Here is a 26,286-nt window from a genome sequence, read left to right on the forward strand (position 1 = left end):
TTTGTAAATAAACCTTCAAATGAGAAAAAAGATGAATATGAGCTATATGGAAAGAGAGTTATTTATTCTACAAAGGGCAAAGAGTTTACTAGAGGGTGACAAATCAAGTATATATAATAAAAATATTTATTATTTTAAACTAATATTAACTATTATTTTGTAATAATGATAAAAATTATCAAAGGTAGTTTTATGAGTATAAATATATATAGCAGTATTTATGAAAAATTAATCGATTCAAATAATGATTTAAGTGTAGATAATTTGCTGAAAGAATATAAGCTAACTCCTGGCCAATTAAAAACTATTTTAGTAAAAATTAAAGAAAATGAATACTTAGCTAAAGAAAAATCTATTATTGAGATTTTTTTAGATGAATTAAAAGATTATAATCAAGAAGAAATAGAAGTACTTGTAAAGAAAAAAGAACAAGCTATTAAAAACGAAGATAATCACAATAAGATTGAATATATTAAGAAAGTAATAACAAGTCTTAATTTATTTTTTATTAACTATATAAATAGATTAGAAACAATACTTATAAACAATAGACCCATTAAGAAAAAAAGTTATATTATTGTAAGTGGTATCTTTGTCATTATATTTTTAGCTTCTTTGTCTATTTTGACAATCTCTACTACCTCTACTACTAGTGATGAAATAACAAATGAAGTAAAAGTCAAAATAAATGACACTAATAGTATTAGTAAAGTAGAAAAAAAACAATTACAAAAGAAAGAAACATTAGTAAACAACGAGATAGATACAAAATTAGATACTATAAAAATAATAAAAAATATTGATGATGATACAATAACTGCAATAATAGACTTAGATCAACAAGAACAAATAAATCCAATAGCTTCAATAAAGAAAAAAGAGATAACAAAAGATACAAAGAAAAAAGAAGAGGGTGACTCAATAAAATCTAAAAAAACAACTATTTTTAAGATTAGAGATAATCTAGCACAAATAAAAAAGCATTTAATGTATGAAAATAATATGATTAAATATAAAAATAAATATTATAAAGAAAATGATATTTTAGAAGGTTATAAAGTCTTTAAAATAACACCTGTGTATGTAAAATTTGAAGATATGAATAAAAAAATTAGAAAAAGAATACTTTTAAATTAAAAATAAAAGGAGCATAATGCATAAAAAAATAGTCATTTCTGCAACAATAGTATTTTCAATACTATTTACAGGTTGTAATGCTACAAAACAAGAAAGTGTAGAGACACCTAAAAAGAAAGAAGAAAAACAAGTAAATTTAGATGAATTGTACAAAATTGATAAAGAAAAAGGTTATACTTTTTTTAAAATGCAAACAAATCCCATAGAGGTTTTTGTTTATGATGGAGATTATAATCAAACAGATATATTAAATGATACAAAAATAAAAAGTTCTTTTTATTTAAAGGGAAGATTACTTAGAATAGAAAAAGTATATAAAACAAAATTTGATGATCATTATGGAAAAATATCAAAAAAAGGTTTATTTGTATCAATGGATGATTTGTCTATGTATGATAGTAAATAGCAAAGAAGCTATTTACTATTAGATTTAGGGTAGTTTAATAAAGCATGTGTTATAGTTTGGAAATTATAGTTTCCAAAAGTAATATATATATATAAAAGGCTTTTAATGAAATATCCTTTAGATTGTGAAAATAACTTTGAAAAAACATATTTATTCTGGTTATCACGTTTTTTAAGAAATAAGATGACTACCTTATCTAATAGACAAGTTAAGAATAAAGACAGATTAGCTCAAATATTGCAAGAGCTAATTAAAGGTTTTAGTGATATAGACAAACTAAAAAAGACAATAAAAGAAGTTAGAAATAATGGGATAAATAGTATTCATGTATATTTTATTCCTCTTGAAAAGTTATATAACTTTTTAATTAATTTTGGTGCGAACTCATTAAAAGAGATTGATGAAGAGTTATTAAGTGATTTTTTGGCAACTGAAACTAGTAATCTTTCTGATGCAACTAAAAAAAACTACAGAATTGCACTAATTTCTTTTTTTGGATATATTGATAAACAAAATGAAGAAGAAAATGGTTTTGTGCATAGGTTTGGTATAGAATTAAAAAACTGGGGTGGTCTAGCAGGAAAATCAGGTACAAAACTACCCTCTTTTATGAAAAAAGAAGAAATAAATAGATTCTTAGATGGGATTGACAAATATCCTTTTAGTTCTAAAATTGCTGCAAGAAATAGACTTATTATAAAAATAATACTGTATACAGGTATAAGAGTTAGTGAAGCAATAAATATTGATTTAAAAGATTTCAACAAAGATGAAGATGCATTTATCATTCAAGTAAGAGGAAAAGGTAATAAACCAAGAGTTGTTATGATAAAAGAAAAAATAATTAGAACAGATCTTAATGAATGGTTTGAATATAGAGTTTGCAATGAAAATCTTCTATTTTGTAATCAAAAAGGAAAGCCTCTTAGTCAAGCATATATTAGTAGTATTGTTGAAAAAATTTTATTAAGTGTAGGTATTAGAAAAGAAAAAAATGGAGCACATATGCTAAGACATACTTTTGCAACAATGCTTTATCAAAAAAGCAAAGATTTAATTTTAGTTCAAGAATCATTAGGTCATGCAGATATAAATACTTCTAGAATTTATACTCATTTTGATAAAGACAAACTAAAAAGAACAACAGATATATTTTAAGAAAGCAGGGTCTCTACCCTACTTTCTTTTTTTGCCTTTTGAAAATTCAATTATATAATCTGCTATTTCATCTAAATGAATAATATCTTTTACAGCATTTGCTTCAATAGCTTTTGCAGGCATTCCAAACACTACACAACTCTCTTTATTTTGAGCAACAGTATAAGCTCCATTGTCATATAGCTCTTTAATTGCTATTTTACCATCATCACCCATGCCTGTCATCATAATAGCCATAGCTGAACCACCGGCTGAATTATTTACTGATCTAAATAAGACATCAACACTTGGTTTATGATGACTTACTTTTTTTGTATCTAAAAGTCTTGTTATATATTTGCCATCTCTTCTTTTTTCAATAGTTAAATGCATATTTCCAGGAGCTAAATATGCATGACTATTTTCAAGAATCATTCCATCTTTTGCTTCATGAACTACTACTTCTGAATTTGCATTTAATCTTTGTGCAAAAGAAGAAGAGAATCCATAAGGAATATGTTGAGTAATAACAATAGGAGGCAGATTTTTTGGTAAACGTTTAAATACTTTTAATAAAGACTCTACGCCTCCTGTAGAAGAACCAATTGCAATTATTCTACTACCTGGAAATGTAGCAGGAAAAGATTTGATAACTTCATCGGGATGAATTTTATATTCAATTTCACTTGATGATACTTTTTTAGGTTTTTTTAAAGCTTTAGGCTTTTTTAATGTATATCTTTTAAGTAAGAAAGTTAGATTCATTAGTGTATCTTTTATTCTTTCTTGAAATTTTATCATTGATTCACCAGCTTCTGGTTTAGGAATAAATCCAACTGCACCATCATCAAAAATATCATTTCCTCTTACGCCTTCACCCGAAACAACAACTGCAGGCATAGGATGAAGTCTCATAAGATTTCTTAAGAATGTTACTCCATCCATCTTTGGCATATTTATATCAATTGTTACTAAATCAGGTTCATATTGTTTGATTTTTTCTCTTGCATCATATGCATCCATTGCATCTGCAATTACTTCAAACTCATCAATTGAATTTACCATATCTTTTAAGATTCTTCTCATAGAGGGTGAATCATCAATAACTAATACTGTATACATTTAATCTCATTTAAAATAGTTCGATTTCCATTTGTGTTTCATCTTTCTTTTTAATATCTTCATTAAATAGATCAACACCACCAACATATTCTTTGATAACTGGTTCTTTCGCAATTTCTGTTTGTAGAGCTTTTTCTTCATTAACAATTTTTGCATCTGTTGCTGTTTTTTGTGTTACTTTAATAAAAGTGCTAAAATCGTTTGTCAAAAGAATCAATCTACCGTGTTCTCCCCTTGTATGTTCACTAATAAGTTTAAAACCCTCTGCTCTACAAAAATCTTTTGCAAACTCAACATTTCTAAATCCAATACTATTATTAGGAATTGCATTTGAAAGTTGCATTATATCTGCACCTCCAGAAATCTTAGCAGTAATATTCTCTTTTTTACAACCAAGTTTATACATTTCATTTAGCATTGCTTCCACAGAATAAAGACCATATTTCATGTCATCATTTGAGTTTTTCGTAGAAGGTAATAAAAAATGGTTCATTCCTTTTATTTTTTGTACTTTGTCATAAAACATTATTGCAACACATGAACCAAGAAGTGTCTTAAAAGCAATCTCATCACTATCTTTGCCTACAGCAAACTCACCACCAATTATAGTATGAGTATTAAAACCTTTAATCTTTTGATTAAATCTACTATTTGAGGCTCTTTCAATTCCCCCATCTTTGTGTCCAATTAAAATCAATGTACATCCTTAGTTTTAACAAAAATATTTTGTCCTATTCTTTGAACATAATTAATCAAATCATGTGGATTCTCTGAATGACCTAAGTATAAAGTTCCACCGATTTTTAAATGTGAAAATAGTTTTTTAAGTATCATTTGTTGATCTTGTACTGAAAAATATATAAGTACATTTCTACAAAAAACAACATCAAACTCTTCTTTCTTATAAGGATAAGATGGATCATTTAAATTCATTACTTTAAATGTAATCATTTTTTTTATTTCATCTTTTACTTTTATTAGTATTTCCTCATTGGCAAGATTTTTTTCTACTCTTCTTTTAAAATATTTAGGAGGCTTTATCCAATCTGGGAATTCTTTTGAAGATTTAGAAAATCTATAAACTCCATTTGCTGCAAATTGTAGTACATTTGTATCAATATCAGTAGCAATAATTGATGCATTTATACTTTTACCTAGTTTTTCTCTTGCTTCCATAACAGTCATTGCCATAGAATAAGGCTCTTCTCCTGTTGAAGAAGCAGAACAATACATTTTAATTTGATTACCACTTTGTGCAAATGTTGGTAAAACTCTATCCCTTAAATCTTCAAAATGAAAACATTCTCTAAAGAAATGTGTTTTATTTGTTGTAAAAGAATTAATAAATTCTGTTGTATTATTTCCATTTTCGATTGAATCTAACAAAGCTTCTAAATCACCACCTGTAAATTTAGTATCTCTTTTTAGCTTATGTAATCTATTTGCAATCATAATATCTTTATTCTCTGCAAGTGTAATTCCTGTCAAAGAATAAAGAATTTTTTTTACTCTATCGTGTAAATGTTTAGTATCATTCATATTTTTCTAAGATGCTTTTCTCTTAGTCGCATTTACGCTTTTTTCAATCTTAATTTGTGCATTAATAATACCTAAAACATCTAAGATTAAACCAATACTTCCATCCCCTCTTACTGTTGCAGCACCTATTCCATCAACACTTCTAAAGTTTTTATCTAAAGGTTTAACAACAACTTGATGTTGATTTAAAAATTCATCAATAGATATGGCAACTTTTGTATTGCCTGATTTTACTACAATCAACATACCATCTTCTAACTTATCAAAAGTAGGTTCTATTCCAAATAAGTTATGTAATCTAACAACTGGAATAAACTCTTCTCTTAGCATTAGTAAATCTTGTGTACCATCACCTATTTTTTTAATCATATCAGAAGATGGTTGTAATGATTCAACAATAGAGCTTAATGGTAAAATATATTTTTGATTACCAACTGCAATATCTAAACCATCTAAAATTGCAAGAGTAAGTGGTAACATAATTATAATTGTAGTTCCATAACCTTTTTCAGTATCTAATTTTATTGCACCACCAAGTTTTTGAATATTAGTTTTAACAACATCCATTCCAACACCACGCCCAGAGATATCAGTAACTTCTTTTGCAGTACTAACCCCTGCTCCAAAAACTAACATGGCTTTATCGCTATCAGTCATAGAATCAAATTGATTATTATCAATTTGCCCATTTTCTAAGGCTTTAAGTGCAACTCTTTCAGCATCAATTCCTCTACCATCATCTTTAATAGTAATAATCATCTGTCCATTTGCTTGCTCAGCAGAAATAGATATAGTACCAGTTTCACTTTTACCATTTTGTGTTCTCTCATCTGGAGTTTCCAGTCCATGATCAAGTGAGTTTCTAATAATATGCATTAATGGGTCTGTTAATCCCTCAATCATTGCTTTATCAATCTCTACACCATCTCCATAATGTTTGAAGGCAACTTTTTTACCAAGTTTTCTTGAAATATCTCTAACAACTTTTGGAAATTTTGAATATATAGATTCCATTGGTACCATTCTAATACTCATGATAGAATCTTGCATATCTCTAATATGTCTTTCTAAAAGCTCTAATCTTTCTAAAACTGCGTTTCTAGTTTTTGCTTCTTCAATTGAAGTTGAAAATTGTGTTAACATTGCATTTGTAATAACTAAATCCCCAACATTATTCATTAGTAAATCAATTTTATCAAGATTTACTCTAATATTATTATTTGAAGAAGTCTTTTTCTCTTTTTCAGGTCTTGCTTTTCTTTCAGGCTGCTTAGAAGATACTTCTTTATTAGGTAAAGGTTTTTTAACCTCTTCTTTTACTGGTTTATCTTCTTGTTTAGGCTCTTGTGGTTTAGAAGTTTCAGATTCTATTTCATTTTTTTCAATTTCTGAATCAGGAGTAATTGCTGGCATTTCATCAAAAAATCCAAAGTTCTCTTCATCATCATCATAAATACTTTGTGAAGAGTTGTCATCCATGCTTAATTGTGCACTTTCATTTAAATCATCATCAAAAAAACCATAAGGTGTATCTGTAGAATCATCTAAATCATCATCTGCAAATATTCCATAAGTTTTATGATCTCTTTGATCATTTAAATTGTCATCAAAAAAACCTATATTTCTAGTCAGTGACTCATCATCAACTTTATCACTTGTAGTGGAATTTTGTTCTACAGTTTTATTATCTTCTGTTTGTTCTACAGTTGAATTTTCTGGAGTTGATTCAGATTTTGGGTTAACTTTATCACCATTTATATATGCTCGAATATCATAAAGTAAAGAAGAAGTCATGTTTTCAAAAGTATCTTTATCAAGATCTTCAGCTACTTCAAGATCTAGAATTTCTCTCATTACATCTAAACTATCTATTAAAGTTACTGCCATTTCTGGTTGAAATTCAATTTGATGGTTTCTTAATTTATCCATCATATTCTCTACGTCATGAGTAAACTCAGCAAAAAGAGTCAATTCAACTGATGCACCACTACCTTTTAATGTATGTACATCTCTAAACAGTTGACCCATTTGATCATCTGTTAAACTTCCATTTGTTTCAGCTTCTAATAGTACATTATCAGCAGATTCAAAAAGCTCTTCTGCTTCTTCTACAAACATTTCTCTATACTTAGATATATCAAAACCAGACATAACTTATCCTTTATCTACTTTAATTACTTAATAAATTATCTACTTAAAACTATATTAACCGCTTTTAACAATTGATCTGGAACAAAGGGTTTAACAATCCAGCCCGTAGCACCTGCTGCTTTACCCTTTGCCTTCATTTCGTCACTTCTTTCTGTTGTCAATACTAAAATTGGTTTATTAGCATACTGAGACAACTTTCTTAATTCAGCTATTAATGTAAGTCCATCCATATTTGGCATATTTACATCAGTAATAATTAAATCGTACATTGAAGCTTTAGCTTTTTCTAGCCCATCAACGCCATCAATTGCCTCCGTTACATCATTGTAACCACCTTCGTTAAGTGCATAATTCAACATATCTCTTAGCATTGTTGAGTCATCAACTATTAAAAGCTTAGCCATAAAAAACCCCTTGTTTTCTTATAAATAAATATTATTTTTTATATCTTAACTAAAGAAATATTAATTTAGTATTAAAATTTTTACAATAGTGTTGAAGCTAATTCTATTCTATCTTTCTTAACATTTAATACTTTAATTTTTACTTCTTCTCCTACGCTTAATACATCTGAAACATTTTTAACTCTCTCTTTTGAGATCTTTGATATGTGCAGTAGACCTTCTCCCCCTTTTGGTAAAGAGATAAATGCACCAAAGTCTGTTATTCTTTCAACTTTACCTTCTAATACTTCTTCTGGTGTATAAAGCTTACCAAAATCAATATTTTTGCCACTTTCTTTTCTAGAAGTTGCATTATTTGAAATTGTTTTTATATGCTCACAAGCATCAAGTACATTTTGTTTATGTTCTCCACTTACTTTTACATTTCCACTATCTCTATCTAAATCAATTGAAACAGAGAATTTTTCAATTATTTCTTTTATAGTTGAACCAGCTTTACCAATTACAACCATTATTTTACCTGGATCAATTGCGAATTGTTCAACCAATGGTAAAGCATCACTTGGAACTATTTCTTTTGCAGCCTCTTCCATAAGATTTAAAATATGTAATCTTCCCTCTTTTGCTTGAAGTAATGCTTCTTTTAATACACTAAGTTCTATTCCACCTAATTTGATATCCATTTGAAGTGCTGTAATACCTTCACTTGTACCTGCAACTTTAAAATCCATATCTCCATCATGATCTTCAAGACCCATAATATCAGTTAAAACTGAATAGTTATTATCTTCTACTACCATTCCCATTGCAACACCAGCAACTAAACCAGAAATTGGGATACCTGCTGCTTTAAGGGCCAAAGATCCGCCACAAACAGTAGCCATTGAAGAAGAACCATTTGATTCAAGTATTTCAGATACTAATCTAATTGTTTCATTAAAATCTTTATCAATTGTAGCTTCTAAGGCTTTTTTACCAAGATTTCCATGACCTAATTCTCTTCTACCTACTCCAAACATAGGTTTTGCTTCGCCAACTGAAAAACCTGGAAAATTATAATGTACCATAAAGTTTTCCATAGATGTAGATTTATCTGTTAAAACTTCATACATTTGTCCATCTTTTGGCCCTGCGATTGTTCCTACTACTAAAGCTTGTGTTTCACCTCTTGTAAATAAGCAAGAAGAGTGAGTTGAGGGAAGTAGATTAGTCTCTATAGAAATAGGTCTTACATCTTTAAGCCCTCTTCCATCAGCTCTAACTTTATCTTCAACAATCATTTTTCTTACAATCTCTTTTTTTACAATTGAAACTGCTTCATAAACTTGAGCAAGATTTATATCTTCATTTTCTTTGTACTCTTTTTCCAAGATATATTTTGCAAGCTCTTTTAATTCTACTGCTCTTTCACTTTTTGCAAGTTTTTTAATAGCATCTTTTACATTTGCATTATAGTTAGTTCTTACATTATTAATTATTGCTTCATCAATAGTAAACTCAACAAGTTCTACACTTTTTTGTTCTTTACAAACAGTTTCAAATCCATTTTCATAAGTTGTATTAACTTCTTTTAATACATTTTGTGCAACTTCTATTGCTTCTACAAGATCATCTTCATTTACTTCATTAGTTTTATGAATTTTTGTGAAAGCTTCAATATCAACTTCAACCATCTCTTCACTTGAAATTGATTTCATTTCAATCATTAATAATTCATCTTTAGAACCAGCTACATATAAATCTAGTGTAGACTCTGTCATTTGATCAGCAGTAGGATTAACAATATATTCATTATCGATTTTTCCAATTCTTACACCTGCAATAGATTTTTTAATAGGTAAGTTTGAAGTATATAAAGCTGCACTAGCTGCATTTAAAGCCAATGCTTGTAAATCAACATCTCTATCTGCACTTAGAACCATAACAGTAATTGTTGTAGGATATACATATCCTTTTGGGAAAAGTGGTCTTAAACTTCTATCAATTACTCGTGAAGTTAAAGTTTCAAATTCACTTGGTTTTGCTTCTCTTTTTATAAATCCGCCTGGAAGCTTAGCAGCAGCATATGTTTTTTCTACATACTGAACAGTTAATGGTGTAAAATCCTCTTCTACTGGATTATCAAATTCACTTACTACTGTTGCTAATACAACTGCATTTCCTAATCTTGCTAATACTGATCCATTAGCTTGTTTTGCTACTTTATTAAATTCAAATATTTCATCTTTTCCATTTAATTCAAACTCACACACTGTTGACATACTTTTCCTTTTATTTAATATTTTTTATATCTTCAAAATTAATATTTTCTAGTTTATCATAATAAAAATCTATAAAAACAAAATGATCTAATTTTTTAACATAATATAAATCATCAGCAATTGACTCTATTGTTGGAACACTAGCACTTGGTAAGATTGGTGTTGCAACAGATACAGACTTTGCACCTAAATTAATTGCTGTTTTAATACAAGCCATCATCGTAAGTCCTGTATTTAAACCCTCATCTACTAATAATACATTTTTATTTGTTAAATTCTCTATTCTTTTATCTTTTCTGTATAATTTAACAGTTTTCATTAGTTCTTTGTCATAGACTTGTTTAGATTTTGCGAATATAAAATCTAAACTGATTTCAAAAGCTTTTGCAAGTTCTTCATGAATTACAACCTCTTCTGATTCAGTTACAATAGCTATTTCGCAATCTTCATTATTTGGAGCCATTATTTTACTTGATAAAATCAAATCAAAATTTGATTCAAGTTTATTTGCTATTATTTTTGCAATTGGAACTCCACCATATGAAGTTGCAAAAACTGTCCAATCTTCTAGTTTCATACTTTCAATTGGTAATACATCAAGTAATCTAAAAGCAGCTACATCTCTATTTTTGAAATATATTTGCTCATTTTGCATCTATATTAATTCTCTCTTTTTCTTAAATTGTACTCTTGTTCTAATCCACCAATTGGCTTTAGTAAAAATTGTACATAAAGAACATCTTGTTCTTTTCTATCATATAATTTGCTAGAACTAGCTTCCATCTCTTTTTCAAATTTAAAATCTAATCTCCAACAAATATCATTTATAGAGAATAAAACACCTTGTTTTGTTCTCATATTCTCTTCTAAATTATAATTTGTATAATAACCAACACTATAATCTCTTGATATTTTATAGTTTGCATCAACTCTATATGATTCTAAATCTTCTTTCCCTGAATTTGGAGTATCTTTTGACATATAGTACCCAAGTCTTAGACTAAAATCATTATAATTAAGTGAAAAAGAAGTAGAGTTTTCAATAAAAGCGTTATCTTGGTGATTGTAAATGACTTTATTAGAAACTCTTCCTAGAAAATAGTTATAAATTAATTCATTCTCCATATTATCAAGTTTTGGATCATCAAACTCATCAAAAATAATTGATTGTTTTAATTTATGATTAATAATTTGTTTTAAGTCTTCATTATCATAAATTGATTGGTTTAAACTAAGTTGAACACTTCTTTTTGTTTTTGAAATTGGGAAAAAGTTCAATTCAGAAGTAGTATTATTTATACTATATAAATCTCCATCATCTTCAATTGTTTTAGCATCTACATAAGCAGCACCTAAATTTACAGTGTGCAAAAAGTTTTCATAAGGCTTAAGTAAATCTGTACTAACTCCAACACTAGTAATATTTTCAATAAACGTTCCATCTTCTAAATTAGTAGTAGTATCATCATATTTTAAATGATTAATCACTGTTTCATTTTTAAGTGTTAGTTGCAAATAATCATCAAAAAAAGACATAGAGTAAGAAATAGGTACACTTATATCATATCTATTAGCTGTAATTCCTTCTTCTCTATAATAATTTGTAAATCTAACATCTGTTGAATACAATAAATTATCTAAAATAATTGGCTGTGAATATTTGTGAAAATGTGCTTGAGGCAACTCTTGCATTGTTTTTGCATTTGACTCTTTAGAAGTATCAAGGTAATGTCTAAAATATAGTCCTGTATAATACTTTGAAGTATTATAAAAATAGTTTATTTTAGATTCAATCTTTTTTTCATTATCTTCATCATCACTAACTCTATCTTCTAAGTTTCTATATTCAATATCATTTAACCATGAAATATCTACAAATAGACCATCTTGTGAATCTTCATCTGAAAAAAGTTTTGTTCTTACATAATCAATATTCCATCCATAGTGGTTTTGATTTTCTAATTCATTTTCTTCAAAATAATCACTATCTTCTTTGAAAAAACCTGCACCAACTTCTAAAGTTGAATATTGTGAGTCTGCATATCTAAAGTAAGTATTTAATCCTTTACCTCTTTTTGAACGATATTGAGGAACAAGTTCAATATCATAATCTGGTGCAGGTGCAATAAATATAGGTTGTTTATACATAAAACCTTCATCACTACCATACCCTATTGTAGGAATTAAAAGACCTGTTCTTCTAGTTCTATCAGTTGAAAAACCAAAGTAAGGTGTATATAAAACTGGAATATCTTTAATATAAAGTCTTGTATTAAAAGTACTAAGCCATTTAGTTTCTGAGTTATATTCTGCACTAGATACTCTAATACTCCAATCAGGATCTTCACAATCACAACTTGAAAGTATAGATTTTTCCAAAGAAACCATTTCATCTTTTTTATTAGATTTTGTTGAGTTTATCCAAAGGTTTGTTTCACCCTCAAAAATCAAAGTAGGTTTTTGAAATAATGCATTTGTTTTATTATCTAAAAAAGCGTAATCACTTTGAGTTTGAATTTTATTGTCTTTGATAATTAAAACATCATCAAAAAACTCAAATGTTTCATTTTTTTTATTATAAATAACTTTTTGCGCACTTGCATAATAACTTGATGAAAAAATCACAACATCACCATATGCAGTAATTAAATCATTTTCACTATCAACTTTGTTAGCAACCATTTGAAACTTATCATCATTTACTTCTTTTGCATTACTTGAAGTACATAGTGCAAGCAAGCATATAAAAACTAATTTTTTAAACATCAACTACTAACGTCCTACCAATTTTGTCATGAAATGTTTGTCTACCTTCACTAAAAAAACCTAATAAAAATCCTATGTAAAAAAACATTTCACTTAATATTCGCCCTGCTGATCTAAACATAGAACTAAGCAAAGATACTCTTCCTAAATGATTATAATCAATTACTTTAATTTTAACTATAATCTTTCCAATGGTTGCACCATAATACCAAACAAAAAGAGAATGGTAAATAAACTTAACAAATAAAACTGGCCAAAGAAATTGATTCATAATTGCTAAAACAACAGCAGGATCATCAGTAGTTGTTACAATAGTATCCCAAAATACAATAACAATAAGAAATGTAATTAACAAATCATCAATTACAAAAGCTAACGCTCTAGATCTTAAAGAAGCTAATTCTAAATTTGAATTATTTAATTCACTCATTTAAACCTACTTCAATGCTTGATATGCAATATCAGTTCTACATTTTTTACCGGCAAAATGAACTTGTCCACATAATAAATAAGCCCTATCTCTTGCTTGTTTAATTGTTTTTCCAAAGCCTACACAAACTAAAACTCTTCCACCAGTTGCCATTAACTTACCATCTTGTTTTGATACTCCAGCAAATGAGATATGAGTATTATTAAGTATATCTTCATCTACTATATTATCAATGATAATTTCTGCTGGAGCACTACTTGAGTATGGGTAGTTTCCACTTGCCATAACAACACCAACACTAAATTCATCTTTAATTTTTATATCTAATGAATCTAAATCTTTAGTAGCACCTTTATAAAAAAGTTCAGAAACAGGTGTTTCAAGTAAAGGCATTAATATTTCGCACTCAGGATCTCCAAATCTTACATTATACTCTAAAATAATTGGTTCACCTTTTACTACCATCACACCAATAAAAAGAACACCTTCAAAGGGTGCTCCTTCATTTTTCATACCATCAAGAGTTGGTTTTATTACTCTTTCTTCTACTTTTTTATAAATATCTTCATTAACAAGTGGTGTTGGAGCATAAGCACCCATTCCACCAGTATTAGGACCAGTATCACCATCCCCTATTCTTTTATGATCTTGAGCTGCTGGCAATATTTTATAGTTTTCACCATCACAAATTGCAAAAATAGATAGTTCATATCCATCTAAAAACTCTTCAATAACAACATTTGTACCTGCATCGCCAAAAGAGTTTCCACTTAACATGTCAGAGGCTGCTTTTTTTGCTTCATCTTTTGATTGAGCAATAATTACACCTTTACCTGCACATAAACCATCTGCTTTTACAACTATTGGTTCATTCATAGTATCAATAAAACTATGAGCTTCATTTTCATTATTTGTTTCTAAAAAAGCAGCTGTTGGGATATTATATTTTTTTAGTATATTTTTCATATAAACCTTTGAACCCTCAAGCATAGCTGCTGCTTTACTTGGTCCAAAAATAGTTAAATTTTCTTTTTTAAATATATCAACTACACCATCAACTAATGGAGCCTCAGGACCTACAATTGTTAAATCAATATTATTTTCTTTCGCCCAAAAAGCCAACTCATTATAATCTTTTATATTAATATTCTTACCTAAATCTTCAGTAGCACCATTTCCTGGCATAAAAAATAAATTATGTTTTTTTTCTTTGTAGATACTAAGACCTATGGAATACTCTCTTCCACCACTCCCAAGAATTAATATATTCACTAGATTTCCTTAAAATATGTAGTTTAAATATCCAAGTAGCCGTTAACCATCAAATGGCCCACAAAAGCCAACGATAGGAGTAAGAACACTATTTTAGGAATGCAAACAAAAGAAGCATTACACACCATAGTATTACATTACTCACACAAATAAAGTATCGGACCCTCAACAATGGAAATCCCGTACTACTTAGATGAATTTATTTTAGCTAAATGTGGTTGAAGTAAAGATTAAAACTAAAGTTTCTGCGCAAGTTTTACACACTCTTCAACACTTGTAGATGAGCTTACAAGAAAATTGACTTCTTTTGGTAAAAACTTAGATGTAGTATTTCCAATTACAATGGCAGTAAAACTATGGTGCCAATCAAATTTTTTAAAAAAGCACTCTACACTTGATGGTGATGTGAAAATAAAAATAGAGTTTAATTCAAAATCCTTTTTTTCTAGTTCATCATTACAAGTAGTTTCATATATAACTTCATCATCAATATCAATTTTATTTTCTTTTAAAATTGATATAAGATTAGATACAGTTTTTGAAGCTCTTAAATATAAAGTTTTTTTATTTTCTAAATGAGTAATTAACTCTTTTGCGTAATCATTTCCATGACCACTTTTTCCTATATATTCAACTTTACCACTCAAATTTTCAATAATCTTTGCTGTTTTTGGTGCAATTGCATAAGAAGGAATTTTTTTCCAATCATTTGAAAAAGAGTCTACTGAGTAAACAGCATTTTTTGAAGTAAAAATAATTGCATCATATTTGCTAAAATCAATATCTTTTTTTATATATTTTATTTTGAAAACCTCTAAGTTTTCAATATTATTAAAAGAGAGATTATTTAGCAAATATATTTTTTTCATTGTTTATTAACCTTGAAAATAAGTATCATTTGAATTGTCTTCTTCTCTTTCACCTTTTTTTCTTACAATTATATGTATTGGAGTACCTTCAAAGTTAATCTTATCTCTTAAATAGTTAATAAGATATCTTTTATATGAAAAGTGTAATAAATTAGGTTTATTCATAATAAGTGCAATTCTAGGTGGATTTGATTCAAATTGTGTTGCATAATATATTCTTAAATAGTTTCCATTAGGACTAGGTAAAGCATGTCTTACTAATGCTTCTTCTACTATTTTATTTAACACAGAAGTAGGTATTCTTTGCGAATAGTTGTTATATATTTCAATTATTTTATCTTTTAATCTTTCAATACTTCTTCCAGTCTTTGCAGAGACTGCAATAATTGGAGCATATAATAAAAACTTAAATTTTCTTCTTATTTTAGTTTCCAATTCTTTAAAAGTTTCTATATTTTCATCCCATTTATTTAAAACAATTATAGTTCCAAGACCATACTGATCAACTAATCCGGCAATTTTTTCATCTAAATCATATAGCTCTTCAGAAGCATCAAGTACAACTAATGCTAAATTTGCTTTTTGTAACATATCTTTTGTTCTCATTAATGCAAATTTTTCAATTCCTTCTATTTTACCTCTTCTTCTAAGACCAGCTGTATCAACAAATGTAATTTTTTTATCTTTATATTCAAAAGATTCATCAACTGGATCAACAGTAGTTCCAGATATTGGAGAGACAACAGAACGCTCTTCTCCAATTAAAGCATTTAAAATAGAACTCTTACCAACATTTGTTCTTCCAATAATAGCTACATTTATATCATTACTTTCAACTTTTTTATTTATATCATCTTCTGGGTTTATAAAATCTTCAATTCCAGTATCTAACTCTTTAAAGTCTATAATATCACTATTGATAACTTCTTCTTCTATTTCTGGCAGCTCTTCAGCTATCCAATCAAAAAGTCTTTTTGTTCCTCTATTATGAGATACAGAAATTCCAAAAAGATTATTATCATCAATCCCAAACTCATAAAAAGACCAAAGTCTCTCTTTTTCATTATCATTATCTATTTTATTAACAACTAGTGCCAATTTTTTACCAAGGTTTTGAAGCTCATAAAATAGTTCTTTATCTTTATCATCAGGTATTTTTTTGCCATCTACCATAAAAAGTATTATATCAGCTTCTTTTGCACACTCAACTGCTTTTCTTTTTACATTACTAAATATTGCATCATCTGTTTCATCAATACCTCCAGTATCAAGCATTAAAGCTTCTTTTCCTAGTATTTCAACTTCATGTTTTCTAATATCTCTTGTAGTACCTGCTAAATCTGATACAATAGCAATTCTTTTTTTTGCAATTCTATTAAAAAGTGAACTTTTACCAACATTTGGTTGTCCAATTAAAGCAATTTTTTTTAGTTGTTTTTCCATTTAAACTATATCCTAATATTTAAAATTAAAAAAGGTATTAGCAAAAGCTAATACCTTAATAGCGAAGATTTACTTAGTCTATTAATATAGACCAAATTTACCCTCAACTTTTGTTCTATAAAGTACTCTTAAATTGTCATCTTTGTCATAAAATACTTTAAATAAATCTTCACCAGCTTTTAAATCTTCCAATGCTTCTTCAATATCAATTGGTTTATATGAAGCCAATTTAACTGGAATTATTTCATTTTCAAATTTTTCAAGCTCTACAGCAATTTGATCTTCAACAGCAGCAGCCTCAACTTCTGTTAATTTAGTTGCTTTATGAGTAGTAATTTTATCATGATGTCTTCTTAATACTTTACTAACTCTATCTACTGCAATATCAATTGCAGAGTATAAGTCTTTATCTTTTTGTTTTACAACAATTGTATCAAGATGAGCAACATTTATCGTAAACTCAAATGTAAATGCTTTTTTCCCATTTTTCTCATCTTGTGCAATTATTGAGTTAACTGATATTATATCTAAATTATATTTTTTAAAAATCTCTACTGAACTATTAATATAATCTTTGATTGGTTCTGTTAATTCTATGTGTCTTCCTACAATACTTGTATTCATAACATACTCCTTTATATATATTTTATTAATTTTAACATAAACAAAATAAAAGTCTGTTGTTATTTTTGTTATTTATTCAACTAAGTAGTATTAAATAAGAATTTCTCTATTGCCTTTTGCATTTGCTTCTGATAATACACCAGATTTTTCTAATTGTTCAACTATTGTTGCAGCTCGATTGTAACCAATTCTTAATTTTCTTTGTATATAAGATATAGAAGTTTTTTTATCAGTTAAAACTACTTGCTTTGCATCTTCATATAATTCATCAAGTTCACCAAGTTCAATTCCACTTGAATCAGATATATTAGAAGAGTTTCTATCTTTTACAAAATTCATATCATATTCAACTTCTTTTTGCTCTTTTAAAAATTCAACAACTTTTTCTATTTCTGTTTCCATAGACCATGGAGCATGTATTCTTACTAGTCCAGACATACCAGGAGGAGTAAATAACATATCCCCTCTTCCAAGCAATGATTCTGCTCCCATTGAATCTAAAATAATTTTAGAATCAACTTTTTGCCCTACTTTATATGATAATCTACTAGGTAAGTTAGCTTTAATTAAACCTGTAACAACATCAACAGAAGGTCTTTGTGTTGCTACAATTAAGTGAATTCCACTTGCCCTTGCCATTTGTGCTAATCTTGCAATTGAATGTTCTACATCTTTTCCACTTGTCATCATTAAATCTGCCAACTCATCAATAACTACTACAATATAAGGAAATGGCTCATACTTGTCTTTTTTTGCTTTTTCATTATAATTTTCTATATTTTTAGTTTTTGTTTGAGACATCAATGTATATCTTCTTTCCATCTCTGCAACCATATTTGATAAAGCATTAATTGCATCAGTTGGTTTTGTAATAACTGGTGTCAATAAATGTGGAATATCATTGTACATAGAAAACTCTAACATTTTTGGATCTATCATTACAAGTTTTAAATTATCTGGTGAATTTTTATATAAAAGAGATAAAATCATTGCATTAATACCAACTGATTTTCCAGAACCTGTAGTTCCTGCAATTAGTAAATGTGGAAGTTTTTTAAGATCTGTTATAAAAGGTTTTCCCACAATATCTTTACCTAAAATCATCGTTAAAGGAGATTTTGAGTTTTGAAAAATTTCACTTTCAAGTAACTCTTTAATAAAAATTGTTTGCATATCTTCATTTGGAACTTCAATTCCAACAACATCTTTGCCTGGGATTGGAGCTTGAATTCTAATTGTTTGTGCTTTTAGTGCCATTGCTAAATCATCTTGCAAATTTAAGATTTTTGACACCTTTACATTAGGTGCTGGTTTAAACTCAAAAGTTGTTACAACAGGTCCTGTATAAGTTCTTACCACATCACCTTCAATTTTAAACATTAAAAGTTTTTCTAATAAATCACCAATTTTTTGATCAATTACTGCTTCTGAAACCTTTGATTTTTTATCTTTTGGTGAGTCTTGAAAAAACTTTGTAGGAGGTAACTCGAAATTTTTTGGTTTTTCAGTTTTTCCTAACTCTATGTCTTCTAAAAGTTTTTTATTCTCTTCTAATTCATCAACAATAATTCCATGTTGCGTTGTAAGTTCTTCTATTGAACTTATCTCTTCTAAATTTTCTAAATCTTTATTAGAAGCATTAATATTTTCTTGTTTTTCTTCTTTAATTATATCTTTTAGCTCTTCTAACTTTTCAATATTATCAAGTGTTGGCTCAATAAAAATCTCTGCTGTATCCCCTACTTCTTTCACACTAATAGTTTCATTATTAGAGTTTTGTTTGTTAGAAGTTTTATTTTTTAATTTTCTTTTTGTCTCTTCTGCTTTTTTTATTTTTGCTCGATTTGCACTATTTTGCTTTTCATTTGTCTTAGGTAATGAAAAAGTAGGCATTTTATTTTTAATTGAATTAATAGATATATCATTACTTTCAAAAATAACTGTAAAAGTAATAACAAAACCAACTAATACAAAAATCCATAAGCCTGCATTTCCAATAAAAGGACTCAAATCACTTACAATAATATTTCCAATTAATCCACTATGCTGTTTTGTTGTTACAACTAGTGCTTGCAAAGTTAAAGAACTAAACAATAAAAGCAACATAACCATTACTTTTAAAGAGAAATCCCCTAAGTCAAAATACTCTTTATAGTTTATTAAATATAAAGGATATAAAAATAAAAATAGATATACATATGATAGATATCCAAAATAATTATGTGACATCTGTGCAAATATATAGCCTATTTTCCCAACACTTTGTTGTGTTGAAACAAATATTGAGTACTCTAAATAAAAAATTATAAAAAGAAAAATTAGTGATAATATTTTTTTAACTATTTTAAAGCCTTTATTTTTTCAAAAGTTTTGATATTTTACCTTGAAGTCTTAGCCATGTTTTATGTTCCATTAATGGAAATCCTGCCCAAAACTTTTTAGGAGTAGTAATACTTTTAGTTACTCCACCTCTTGCAGCTATTGTTGTAAATGGAGCAATTTCCAAATGCCCTGCTGTAGCACTTTGTCCACCCATTACTACATATTCATGAAGTACAGTTGAGCCTGAAAGACCTACTTGTCCAGTAAGAATTGTACCCTTTCCTAACTTACAATTATGTGCAATATGTACTAAATTATCAAGTCTTACATTATCTTCAATTATTGTAGATTTAAATGCAGCCCTATCAATTGCACAATTAGACCCAATTTCTACATTATTTTTTATAATAACATTTCCATTTTGATAAATTTTTATATAATCAGCTCCAGAAATTGCAAATCCAAAACCATCACTACCTATTATAGTTCCAGCATGAATTATACAATCATTTCCTACTTCACAATCTCTGTAAATGCATACATTTGGGTACAAAATAGTATTATTACCTATTTTTACATTATCTCCAATAAAAACACCTGGCATAATTGTACAATTGTTACCTATTTGCGTGTTTTTCCCTATATATACATTATCTAATACTTTTGTATTTTCACCAACAATTGCATCTTTACCTATAGTTTCTACTACATTTGGCGCAAAATATTTACTAGCTTTTGCTAAAGCTACATATGGCTCTTCACAAACTAAAGCAATTGTATTTTGAGGCACTTTATCTAAAAACTCTTGTTTAACAAAAACTGCTGCTGCTTTTGTTTTTTCTAAATCATTAATATATTTTTTATTTTCTAAAAAAGTTAGTTCATTTTTATTTGAATCTAATAGTGTATTTAAAGAAGTAATTTCTAAATCATATTCACATTTAATATCTAATGCTTGAGTTATATTTTTTAAATTCATTTTTATCCTTTCAAGCAAAAGAAGATAGAAGAAGTTTTTCTTCTATCTTTCCATTGCAACAACACCACTTCTTACAACTTCAAGTGGGTTAAATCTTGTATTCATTATATTTGTAAAGTTTGCTATTCTATGTGGTTCATCTGTTGCAGATATTACAATAGCATCATCTGTAACATTTTGGATATGTCCATTATAAGCCCTTGCGATAACTTCCACATCACTAATTGGTTGATCAATTGGTATTTTAACTAATACTGTTTCTTTTTCTATAACATTTCTATGTTCATTTACTTTAAGTACAGGTATTAATTTATTTAATTGTTTTACAATTTGATCAATAATTCTTTTATCACCTGTAGTGACAATAGTCATTCTAGAATATTGTGTTCCTGAAATAGGAGCAACTGTTAATGAATCGATATTGTATCCACGAGCTGAAAAAAGTCCAACTATTCTTGATAAAGCATTATGCTCATTTAGAACGATCACAGAGATAACTTGTCTTATGGTTTCTGTATCATAGTAATGGTTAAAATTATTCATTATTATCTCCTATTAGTGTCATTTCATTTAAAGCATGCCCATTTGGAACCATTGGTAAAACTTCTTCATTTCTTTCAACAATAACTTCAATCATTGCTGGTTTTTTCTTTTCAATAGCATCTTTTAATGCTTTGTCAAACTCTTCTTTTGTTGAAACTCTATATCCAACTCCACCAAATGCTTCTACTAGCATTTTAAAATCTGGTTGCATTGAAAGATCAGTTTCTGATATTCTGTTTTCATAAAACATAGTTTGCCATTGTCTTACCATTCCTAAATAGTTGTTATTTAAAATAATAGTAATTACTGGCAGATTAGATTCAACACAAGTCATAAGTTCTTGAATATTCATCAATATTGAACCATCACCTGTAAAATTAATTGAAATTTTATCAGGATTCCCTTTTGCAACACCCATTGCAGCAGGAAGACCAAATCCCATTGTTCCTAAACCACCACTTGTTATAAACTGTCTTGGAAAAGAGAATGGATAAAATTGTGCTGTCCACATTTGATGTTGACCAACATCAGTTGAAACAATAGCTTTACTTCCTAAAATCTCACCAACTCTTTGTATTGGCCATTGGGGCTTTATAACAGTATTTGAATCAATATATCTTAAAGGCTCTTTTTCTCTATACTCTTTAAGTAATGCAACCCAGTTTGTATAATCATTAAATTCAAAATCACCCATAGTATTTACCATGCCCTCAACAGTAACTTTTAGATCTCCTACAATAGGATAATCAGCTCTTACAAGTTTAGCAATAGTTGCTGGATCAATATCTACATGAATAACCTTTGCTTTTGATGCAAACTCATCAAGCCTTCCAGTTACTCTATCATCAAATCTTGCTCCCAATGAGATTAAAAGATCAGTTTCATATGCTGCCATATTAGCAGCAAACTCACCATGCATACCTAACATTCCAATTAATAATGGATTATCATGACCCATAATACCTCTTGCCATAAGAGTTTCAACAACTGGTATATTGGCTTTTTTTGCAAATTCTCTTATCTCATGCCCACAATTTGCTAATATCGCTCCTCCACCAACATATAATAAAGGCTTTTTTGATTTTGAAATAGCAGCCATTGCTTTTTTTAATTGCCTTTTATTATAGTTTACCGTTGGTTTATATGTAGGTAAATTAATCTCTTTTGGATACTCAAAGTTACCCATTTCTGCTGTAATATCTTTTGGAATATCAATATGTACAGGTCCTGGTCTTCCAGTTCTTGCAATATGAAATGCCTCTTTTATAATTCTTGGTAAGTCTTCAATTTTATTAACTAAATAATTATGCTTAGTACATGGTCTTGAAATACCTACCGCATCAATTTCTTGAAAACCATCTGTCCCTATTATAGCAGTTGGAACTTGTCCTGAAATAACGACGAGAGGAATAGAATCCATATAAGCAGTTGCAAGACCAGTTACTGCATTTGTAAATCCTGGTCCACTTGTAACTATTGCCACACCAACTTTTCCTGTTGATCTTGCGTAACCTTCTGCTGCGTGTATAGATGCTTGTTCATGTCTATTTAAAATATGTTCAAAATGATTTTGCTTATATATCTCATCATAGACATTCATAATAGCGCCCCCAGGGTAACCAAAAACAGTTTTAACCCCTTCTTGGTGTAATGATTCTATAACCATCTTTGCGCCAGTCATTTTCATAATTCTTTCTCCCTCGTTTAATTAAAGCGTAAATTGTACAAAAACATTCATTAAACTGCCTTTAATCAGTATCTTTGCCTATTTAATTTAGCTAAAATTTAGTAATTTTTAAGTAAAATAGTTAGATATAAACTAGGAGTTACACATTATGGATGTAAATAGTATTAGTAGTAATGTTTCAAATCTCAATTCTTTGCCTCAACAGCAGTTAAATAGAACTTCTCAAAATAGTAGAATTGAACCTATTTCTAATGATGCACTAAATTTATCTATAAGTGAAGCATATAATCTTAAAAGAGATGAATTATCAAACTCACTACAAACATTTAATGAAGGTATTGCAATAACTTCTATTGCTAAAAATGCAATAGAAAAACAACAAGAGATACTTTCAGATGTAAAAAAAACACTAGTTGATGATAATATTGAAGATAAAAATCAACTAAAAGAGCAACTTACAAATCAATTAAAAGATTTTACTTCTATTGCCCTTGAAACAAAATACAAAAAAGAGACTATACTATCAACACAAGACTCAAATCAAGAAAATAGTAATTTTACAATTGATACAAAAGAGGCTTATTTAGAAATAAATAAAGTAAATACACCTGTAATATCAAATGAATTAGCAAATGATATACAAAATAGTGATTTAAATAACCAAGAAACAGTAGATACTATTGTAGGTAAACTTAATACAAGTGAAAAGTATTTAAATGATTTATCTAATCAATTTGAACAAACATCACAACAAATTCAAGAAAATGCAAAAGATATATTGAAGCAACAACACGATTTGGTTACGAACAATCAAACTAATAATGTAAATTTTGGTAAAGAAGCAAGTGATTTTACAAAAAATAATCTCTTTGCAAATGTAGGTTATTTAGCAGTTTCACAAGCTAATATTGTTCAAGAACAAAGTGTAAGACTATTATCATAATTTATTTTAATAAACATTGATTAATAGCTACACCCTCTCTTAATCCATCATCTAAAACAATTGATTCTTTTTTATTTAATGCTTCAAATATAGCTTTGTAAATATATACACCAACTTCTATAAACTCAACCCTTCCACTCCCAACAAGATTTGTGATTGTTTGTTTTGAAGAGTTTCTAAAAAGTTCCAAGCACTCATTTAAATCATTTAAATCTACAATTGTTCCATTAACTAAACTTTTATCATAATGAAAAAAATCTTGCCCTAGTTTAATTGCAGCAATAGTTGTAGGTGTACCAGCTGTTGCTACAAAATTATACTCTTTTAAATCTATTTGTAAAGTATTGATAAAATTGCTAATCTCTTTTTTTCTTAAATTCAAGCTCTCTTCTAAGAGTTTATAGTCATCAAATTTTTGAGTTAAAGTTACTATACCAAAATTAAAACTATGAGCTTTATAATCATTTTTAGTATTTACTATAATTTCAGTAGAACCTCCACCAATATCAAGTAAAACAAACTTTTCTGATTTTAGTTTTTCTCTTTTTAGTGCATATTTTACTGCAAGTAAAGTAAGTCTAGCTTCTTCTTTCCCATCTATAATTTTAAACTTAGCACCAGTTTTTCTTAAAAAATATTGGAGAACTTCATTTGAGTTATTTGCCATTCTCATAGCTGCTGTTGTAACGCAAACTGCTTCTTTAGGATTATAATTTAATTTTTCACTTGAATAGCTAATTGCCTCAACTACTCTTTCTTGTGCTTCTTTTGAGATATTCCCAGTATCAACTAAACCATCAGCCATTCCAACAACTTGATTGAATTCTGAAATAATTTTATGATTTAAACAATCATAGACTAAAACTCTAAATGAGTTTGAGCCTAAGTCTATTGCAACTACTTTTTCCATTATGGGTGGGGAATTTTAATTTTTGAATTTAATAAATAGCCAATTATTATCATCGAAATAAGAACAAACTCTTCTGAAATAAATCCACTTAACCAAATAAGATAAACACCCCAAAGTAAAATAGCACCTAAAGGAGTAGGTATTCCTGTAAAATACTTTTCTACTTCTCCAACATCTGCATTTAAATTAAATTGAATCAATCGTCTAAGTCCTGAAATAATATAAAAAATAAACGCAAACACAACTAATGGTGTAAATAAAATAAGCTCCTTACCATCAATTATTGCAAAATATATAAACATTGTAGGAACAATAACAAAAGATAAAAAATCTGCATAAGAATCAAGCTGAACCCCAAAATCTGTAGATAGATTATATTTTCTGGCAATCTTCCCATCTAAGATATCAAATCCACCTGCAAGCCAAGCAAAAAGTGCTGCTCCAAAAAACTGATTGTGTGTAAGAAAATAAATAGCCAAAATACCTGAAGCGATATTAAAAAATGTCACTGTATTTGCTAAGTTAAAATGATTATTTTTATTAAATAAAAAAGTCAATTACTCTCCTTTTAAAGTGTAAACTGGTTTCTACCATTTTGTTTTGATTTATATAAGTTTTCATCAGCAATTTTATACAATTTATTTGCTGAAATATAACTGTTAGGCTCATAAATTACTGCACCAGTTGAAATTGATACAATATTTAAAATTTTACTTGTTTTATGTTCAATATTTAAACTAATTATTTTTTTATTTATATCTGTTAAACATTCAATTAAAATATCTTCATCAGTATCAAATAAAACTACTCCAAACTCTTCGCCACCAAGTCTGAAAACATATTCATACTCTTTGTTAAAGTACTCTTTTAAAGCCTTTGCAACTTTTTTTAATGTTTGATCACCTAAATCATGACCATATGTATCATTGTACTGCTTAAAAAAATCAATATCTACCATAATAAAAGCACTTTTCCAATTATTTGCATTTGAAATAAAAGGTAAGTTATCAAAAATATTATCGAAATACTTTCTATTGTATAAGTTTGTCATTGAATCAGTAATTGATTCAATTTTATATTTTTTTGTTAATATTGTTAATTGATTATCTTTTTTTATTATTTGGTAGATTATAAAAATTATTATAGCAAAAGAAAATATAATTATAGCTATAAAATTATAAAAAAGATAATCTTTCATACTTGAATAATCAACTAAAAATTCCCTTCTTTGTTTATACGCTATATCAACTTCATGATCTTTTAAAAAGTTAATTTGTTTTTTTACTAATTCATAGATTTTTATTTTATCAAGTTTAAAAGAGTTTACAATAAACTTATCTA

Annotated in this window: 24 protein-coding genes; 4 read left to right on the top strand and 20 right to left on the bottom strand. The window is 28.0% G+C overall.

All coding sequences use genetic code 11. From position 1 onward, the window contains the following. Positions 1-192: 192 nt before the first annotated feature. From ACTCCZ_RS10640 to ACTCCZ_RS10650, 3 genes are all read left to right on the top strand, one after another. Positions 193-1,137, top strand: coding sequence for a hypothetical protein (locus ACTCCZ_RS10640; protein ID WP_079577932.1), 945 nt, complete (start codon positions 193-195; stop codon positions 1,135-1,137). A 16-nt stretch (positions 1,138-1,153) separates the two neighbouring features. Continuing rightward, the gene (locus tag ACTCCZ_RS10645) at positions 1,154-1,543 is read left to right on the top strand and encodes a hypothetical protein (RefSeq protein WP_079577931.1); all 390 of its coding nucleotides are present in this window, start codon (positions 1,154-1,156) and stop codon (positions 1,541-1,543) included. 105 nt (positions 1,544-1,648) lie between these two features. Continuing rightward, the gene (locus ACTCCZ_RS10650; RefSeq protein ID WP_079577930.1) at positions 1,649-2,701 is read left to right on the top strand and encodes a tyrosine-type recombinase/integrase; all 1,053 of its coding nucleotides are present in this window, start codon (positions 1,649-1,651) and stop codon (positions 2,699-2,701) included. A gap of 18 nt (positions 2,702-2,719) precedes the next feature. On the opposite strand, the gene cheB is transcribed toward ACTCCZ_RS10650, so the two are convergent. From cheB to ACTCCZ_RS10735, 17 genes are all read right to left on the bottom strand, one after another. Beyond that, positions 2,720-3,802, bottom strand: a complete 1,083-nt coding sequence (gene cheB / locus ACTCCZ_RS10655; protein ID WP_079577929.1) for a chemotaxis-specific protein-glutamate methyltransferase CheB — start codon at positions 3,800-3,802, stop codon at positions 2,720-2,722. A 10-nt stretch (positions 3,803-3,812) separates the two neighbouring features. Beyond that, positions 3,813-4,499, bottom strand: a complete 687-nt coding sequence (locus ACTCCZ_RS10660; RefSeq protein ID WP_079577928.1) for a chemotaxis protein CheD — start codon at positions 4,497-4,499, stop codon at positions 3,813-3,815. Beyond that, the gene (locus ACTCCZ_RS10665) at positions 4,496-5,341 is read right to left on the bottom strand and encodes a CheR family methyltransferase (RefSeq protein WP_079577927.1); all 846 of its coding nucleotides are present in this window, start codon (positions 5,339-5,341) and stop codon (positions 4,496-4,498) included. The genes ACTCCZ_RS10660 and ACTCCZ_RS10665 overlap by 4 nt, the downstream gene beginning before the upstream one ends. 6 nt (positions 5,342-5,347) lie before the next feature. Further along, positions 5,348-7,492: a chemotaxis protein CheA gene (locus ACTCCZ_RS10670; RefSeq protein ID WP_079577926.1), complete on the bottom strand. Its 2,145-nt coding sequence runs from the start codon at positions 7,490-7,492 to the stop codon at positions 5,348-5,350. A 35-nt stretch (positions 7,493-7,527) separates the two neighbouring features. Next, positions 7,528-7,896: a response regulator gene (locus ACTCCZ_RS10675; protein WP_079577925.1), complete on the bottom strand. Its 369-nt coding sequence runs from the start codon at positions 7,894-7,896 to the stop codon at positions 7,528-7,530. A gap of 80 nt (positions 7,897-7,976) precedes the next feature. After that, the gene (locus tag ACTCCZ_RS10680; protein WP_079577924.1) at positions 7,977-10,157 is read right to left on the bottom strand and encodes a polyribonucleotide nucleotidyltransferase; all 2,181 of its coding nucleotides are present in this window, start codon (positions 10,155-10,157) and stop codon (positions 7,977-7,979) included. 10 nt (positions 10,158-10,167) lie between these two features. After that, complete coding sequence (locus tag ACTCCZ_RS10685; RefSeq protein WP_079577923.1) at positions 10,168-10,812, bottom strand: phosphoribosyltransferase; 645 nt, start codon at positions 10,810-10,812, stop codon at positions 10,168-10,170. Between the two features lie 5 nt (positions 10,813-10,817). Further along, positions 10,818-12,923: an LPS-assembly protein LptD gene (locus tag ACTCCZ_RS10690; RefSeq protein ID WP_079577922.1), complete on the bottom strand. Its 2,106-nt coding sequence runs from the start codon at positions 12,921-12,923 to the stop codon at positions 10,818-10,820. Continuing rightward, positions 12,916-13,353 (bottom strand): RDD family protein, encoded by a 438-nt coding sequence (locus tag ACTCCZ_RS10695; protein ID WP_079577921.1) that lies wholly within the window; start codon positions 13,351-13,353, stop codon positions 12,916-12,918. The genes ACTCCZ_RS10690 and ACTCCZ_RS10695 overlap by 8 nt, the downstream gene beginning before the upstream one ends. Before the next feature lie 6 nt (positions 13,354-13,359). Beyond that, positions 13,360-14,625, bottom strand: coding sequence for a phosphoribosylamine--glycine ligase (gene purD / locus ACTCCZ_RS10700; RefSeq protein ID WP_079577920.1), 1,266 nt, complete (start codon positions 14,623-14,625; stop codon positions 13,360-13,362). Between the two features lie 236 nt (positions 14,626-14,861). Next, the gene (locus tag ACTCCZ_RS10705; RefSeq protein WP_079577919.1) at positions 14,862-15,494 is read right to left on the bottom strand and encodes a uroporphyrinogen-III synthase; all 633 of its coding nucleotides are present in this window, start codon (positions 15,492-15,494) and stop codon (positions 14,862-14,864) included. Between the two features lie 6 nt (positions 15,495-15,500). After that, positions 15,501-16,937 carry a ribosome biogenesis GTPase Der gene (gene der / locus ACTCCZ_RS10710; RefSeq protein WP_079577918.1) on the bottom strand — a complete coding sequence of 479 codons (1,437 nt, stop codon included), beginning with the start codon at positions 16,935-16,937 and terminating at the stop codon, positions 15,501-15,503. 81 nt (positions 16,938-17,018) lie between these two features. Next, entirely contained in the window at positions 17,019-17,561 is a 543-nt protein-coding gene (gene hpf / locus ACTCCZ_RS10715; protein WP_079577917.1) for a ribosome hibernation-promoting factor, HPF/YfiA family, read from the bottom strand. A 90-nt stretch (positions 17,562-17,651) separates the two neighbouring features. After that, positions 17,652-19,790, bottom strand: coding sequence for a DNA translocase FtsK (locus tag ACTCCZ_RS10720; protein WP_416202243.1), 2,139 nt, complete (start codon positions 19,788-19,790; stop codon positions 17,652-17,654). A gap of 124 nt (positions 19,791-19,914) precedes the next feature. Continuing rightward, complete coding sequence (gene lpxD / locus ACTCCZ_RS10725) at positions 19,915-20,862, bottom strand: UDP-3-O-(3-hydroxymyristoyl)glucosamine N-acyltransferase (protein WP_079577915.1); 948 nt, start codon at positions 20,860-20,862, stop codon at positions 19,915-19,917. 42 nt (positions 20,863-20,904) lie between these two features. Next, the gene (gene ilvN, locus ACTCCZ_RS10730; RefSeq protein WP_079577914.1) at positions 20,905-21,405 is read right to left on the bottom strand and encodes an acetolactate synthase small subunit; all 501 of its coding nucleotides are present in this window, start codon (positions 21,403-21,405) and stop codon (positions 20,905-20,907) included. Further along, positions 21,398-23,092, bottom strand: coding sequence for an acetolactate synthase large subunit (locus ACTCCZ_RS10735; protein ID WP_079577913.1), 1,695 nt, complete (start codon positions 23,090-23,092; stop codon positions 21,398-21,400). The genes ilvN and ACTCCZ_RS10735 overlap by 8 nt, the downstream gene beginning before the upstream one ends. A 148-nt stretch (positions 23,093-23,240) precedes the next feature. Between ACTCCZ_RS10735 and ACTCCZ_RS10740 the strand changes: the two genes are divergently transcribed. Further along, positions 23,241-24,035: a hypothetical protein gene (locus ACTCCZ_RS10740; RefSeq protein ID WP_079577912.1), complete on the top strand. Its 795-nt coding sequence runs from the start codon at positions 23,241-23,243 to the stop codon at positions 24,033-24,035. Position 24,036: 1 nt separating this feature from the next. Here ACTCCZ_RS10740 and ACTCCZ_RS10745 read toward each other — a convergent pair whose 3' ends face one another. From ACTCCZ_RS10745 to ACTCCZ_RS10755, 3 genes are all read right to left on the bottom strand, one after another. Continuing rightward, a complete protein-coding gene (locus ACTCCZ_RS10745) occupies positions 24,037-24,945 on the bottom strand; it encodes a Ppx/GppA phosphatase family protein (RefSeq protein ID WP_079577911.1) in 909 nt (302 codons plus the stop codon). Beyond that, the gene (locus ACTCCZ_RS10750) at positions 24,945-25,502 is read right to left on the bottom strand and encodes a CDP-alcohol phosphatidyltransferase family protein (RefSeq protein ID WP_079577910.1); all 558 of its coding nucleotides are present in this window, start codon (positions 25,500-25,502) and stop codon (positions 24,945-24,947) included. Before ACTCCZ_RS10750 ends, ACTCCZ_RS10745 begins: the two co-directional genes overlap by 1 nt. Before the next feature lie 11 nt (positions 25,503-25,513). Further along, a partial coding sequence (locus tag ACTCCZ_RS10755; protein ID WP_463187333.1) for a GGDEF domain-containing protein occupies positions 25,514-26,286 on the bottom strand: 773 nt, incomplete at its 5' end.

The sequence above is a fragment of the Malaciobacter sp. genome (assembly GCF_055140965.1).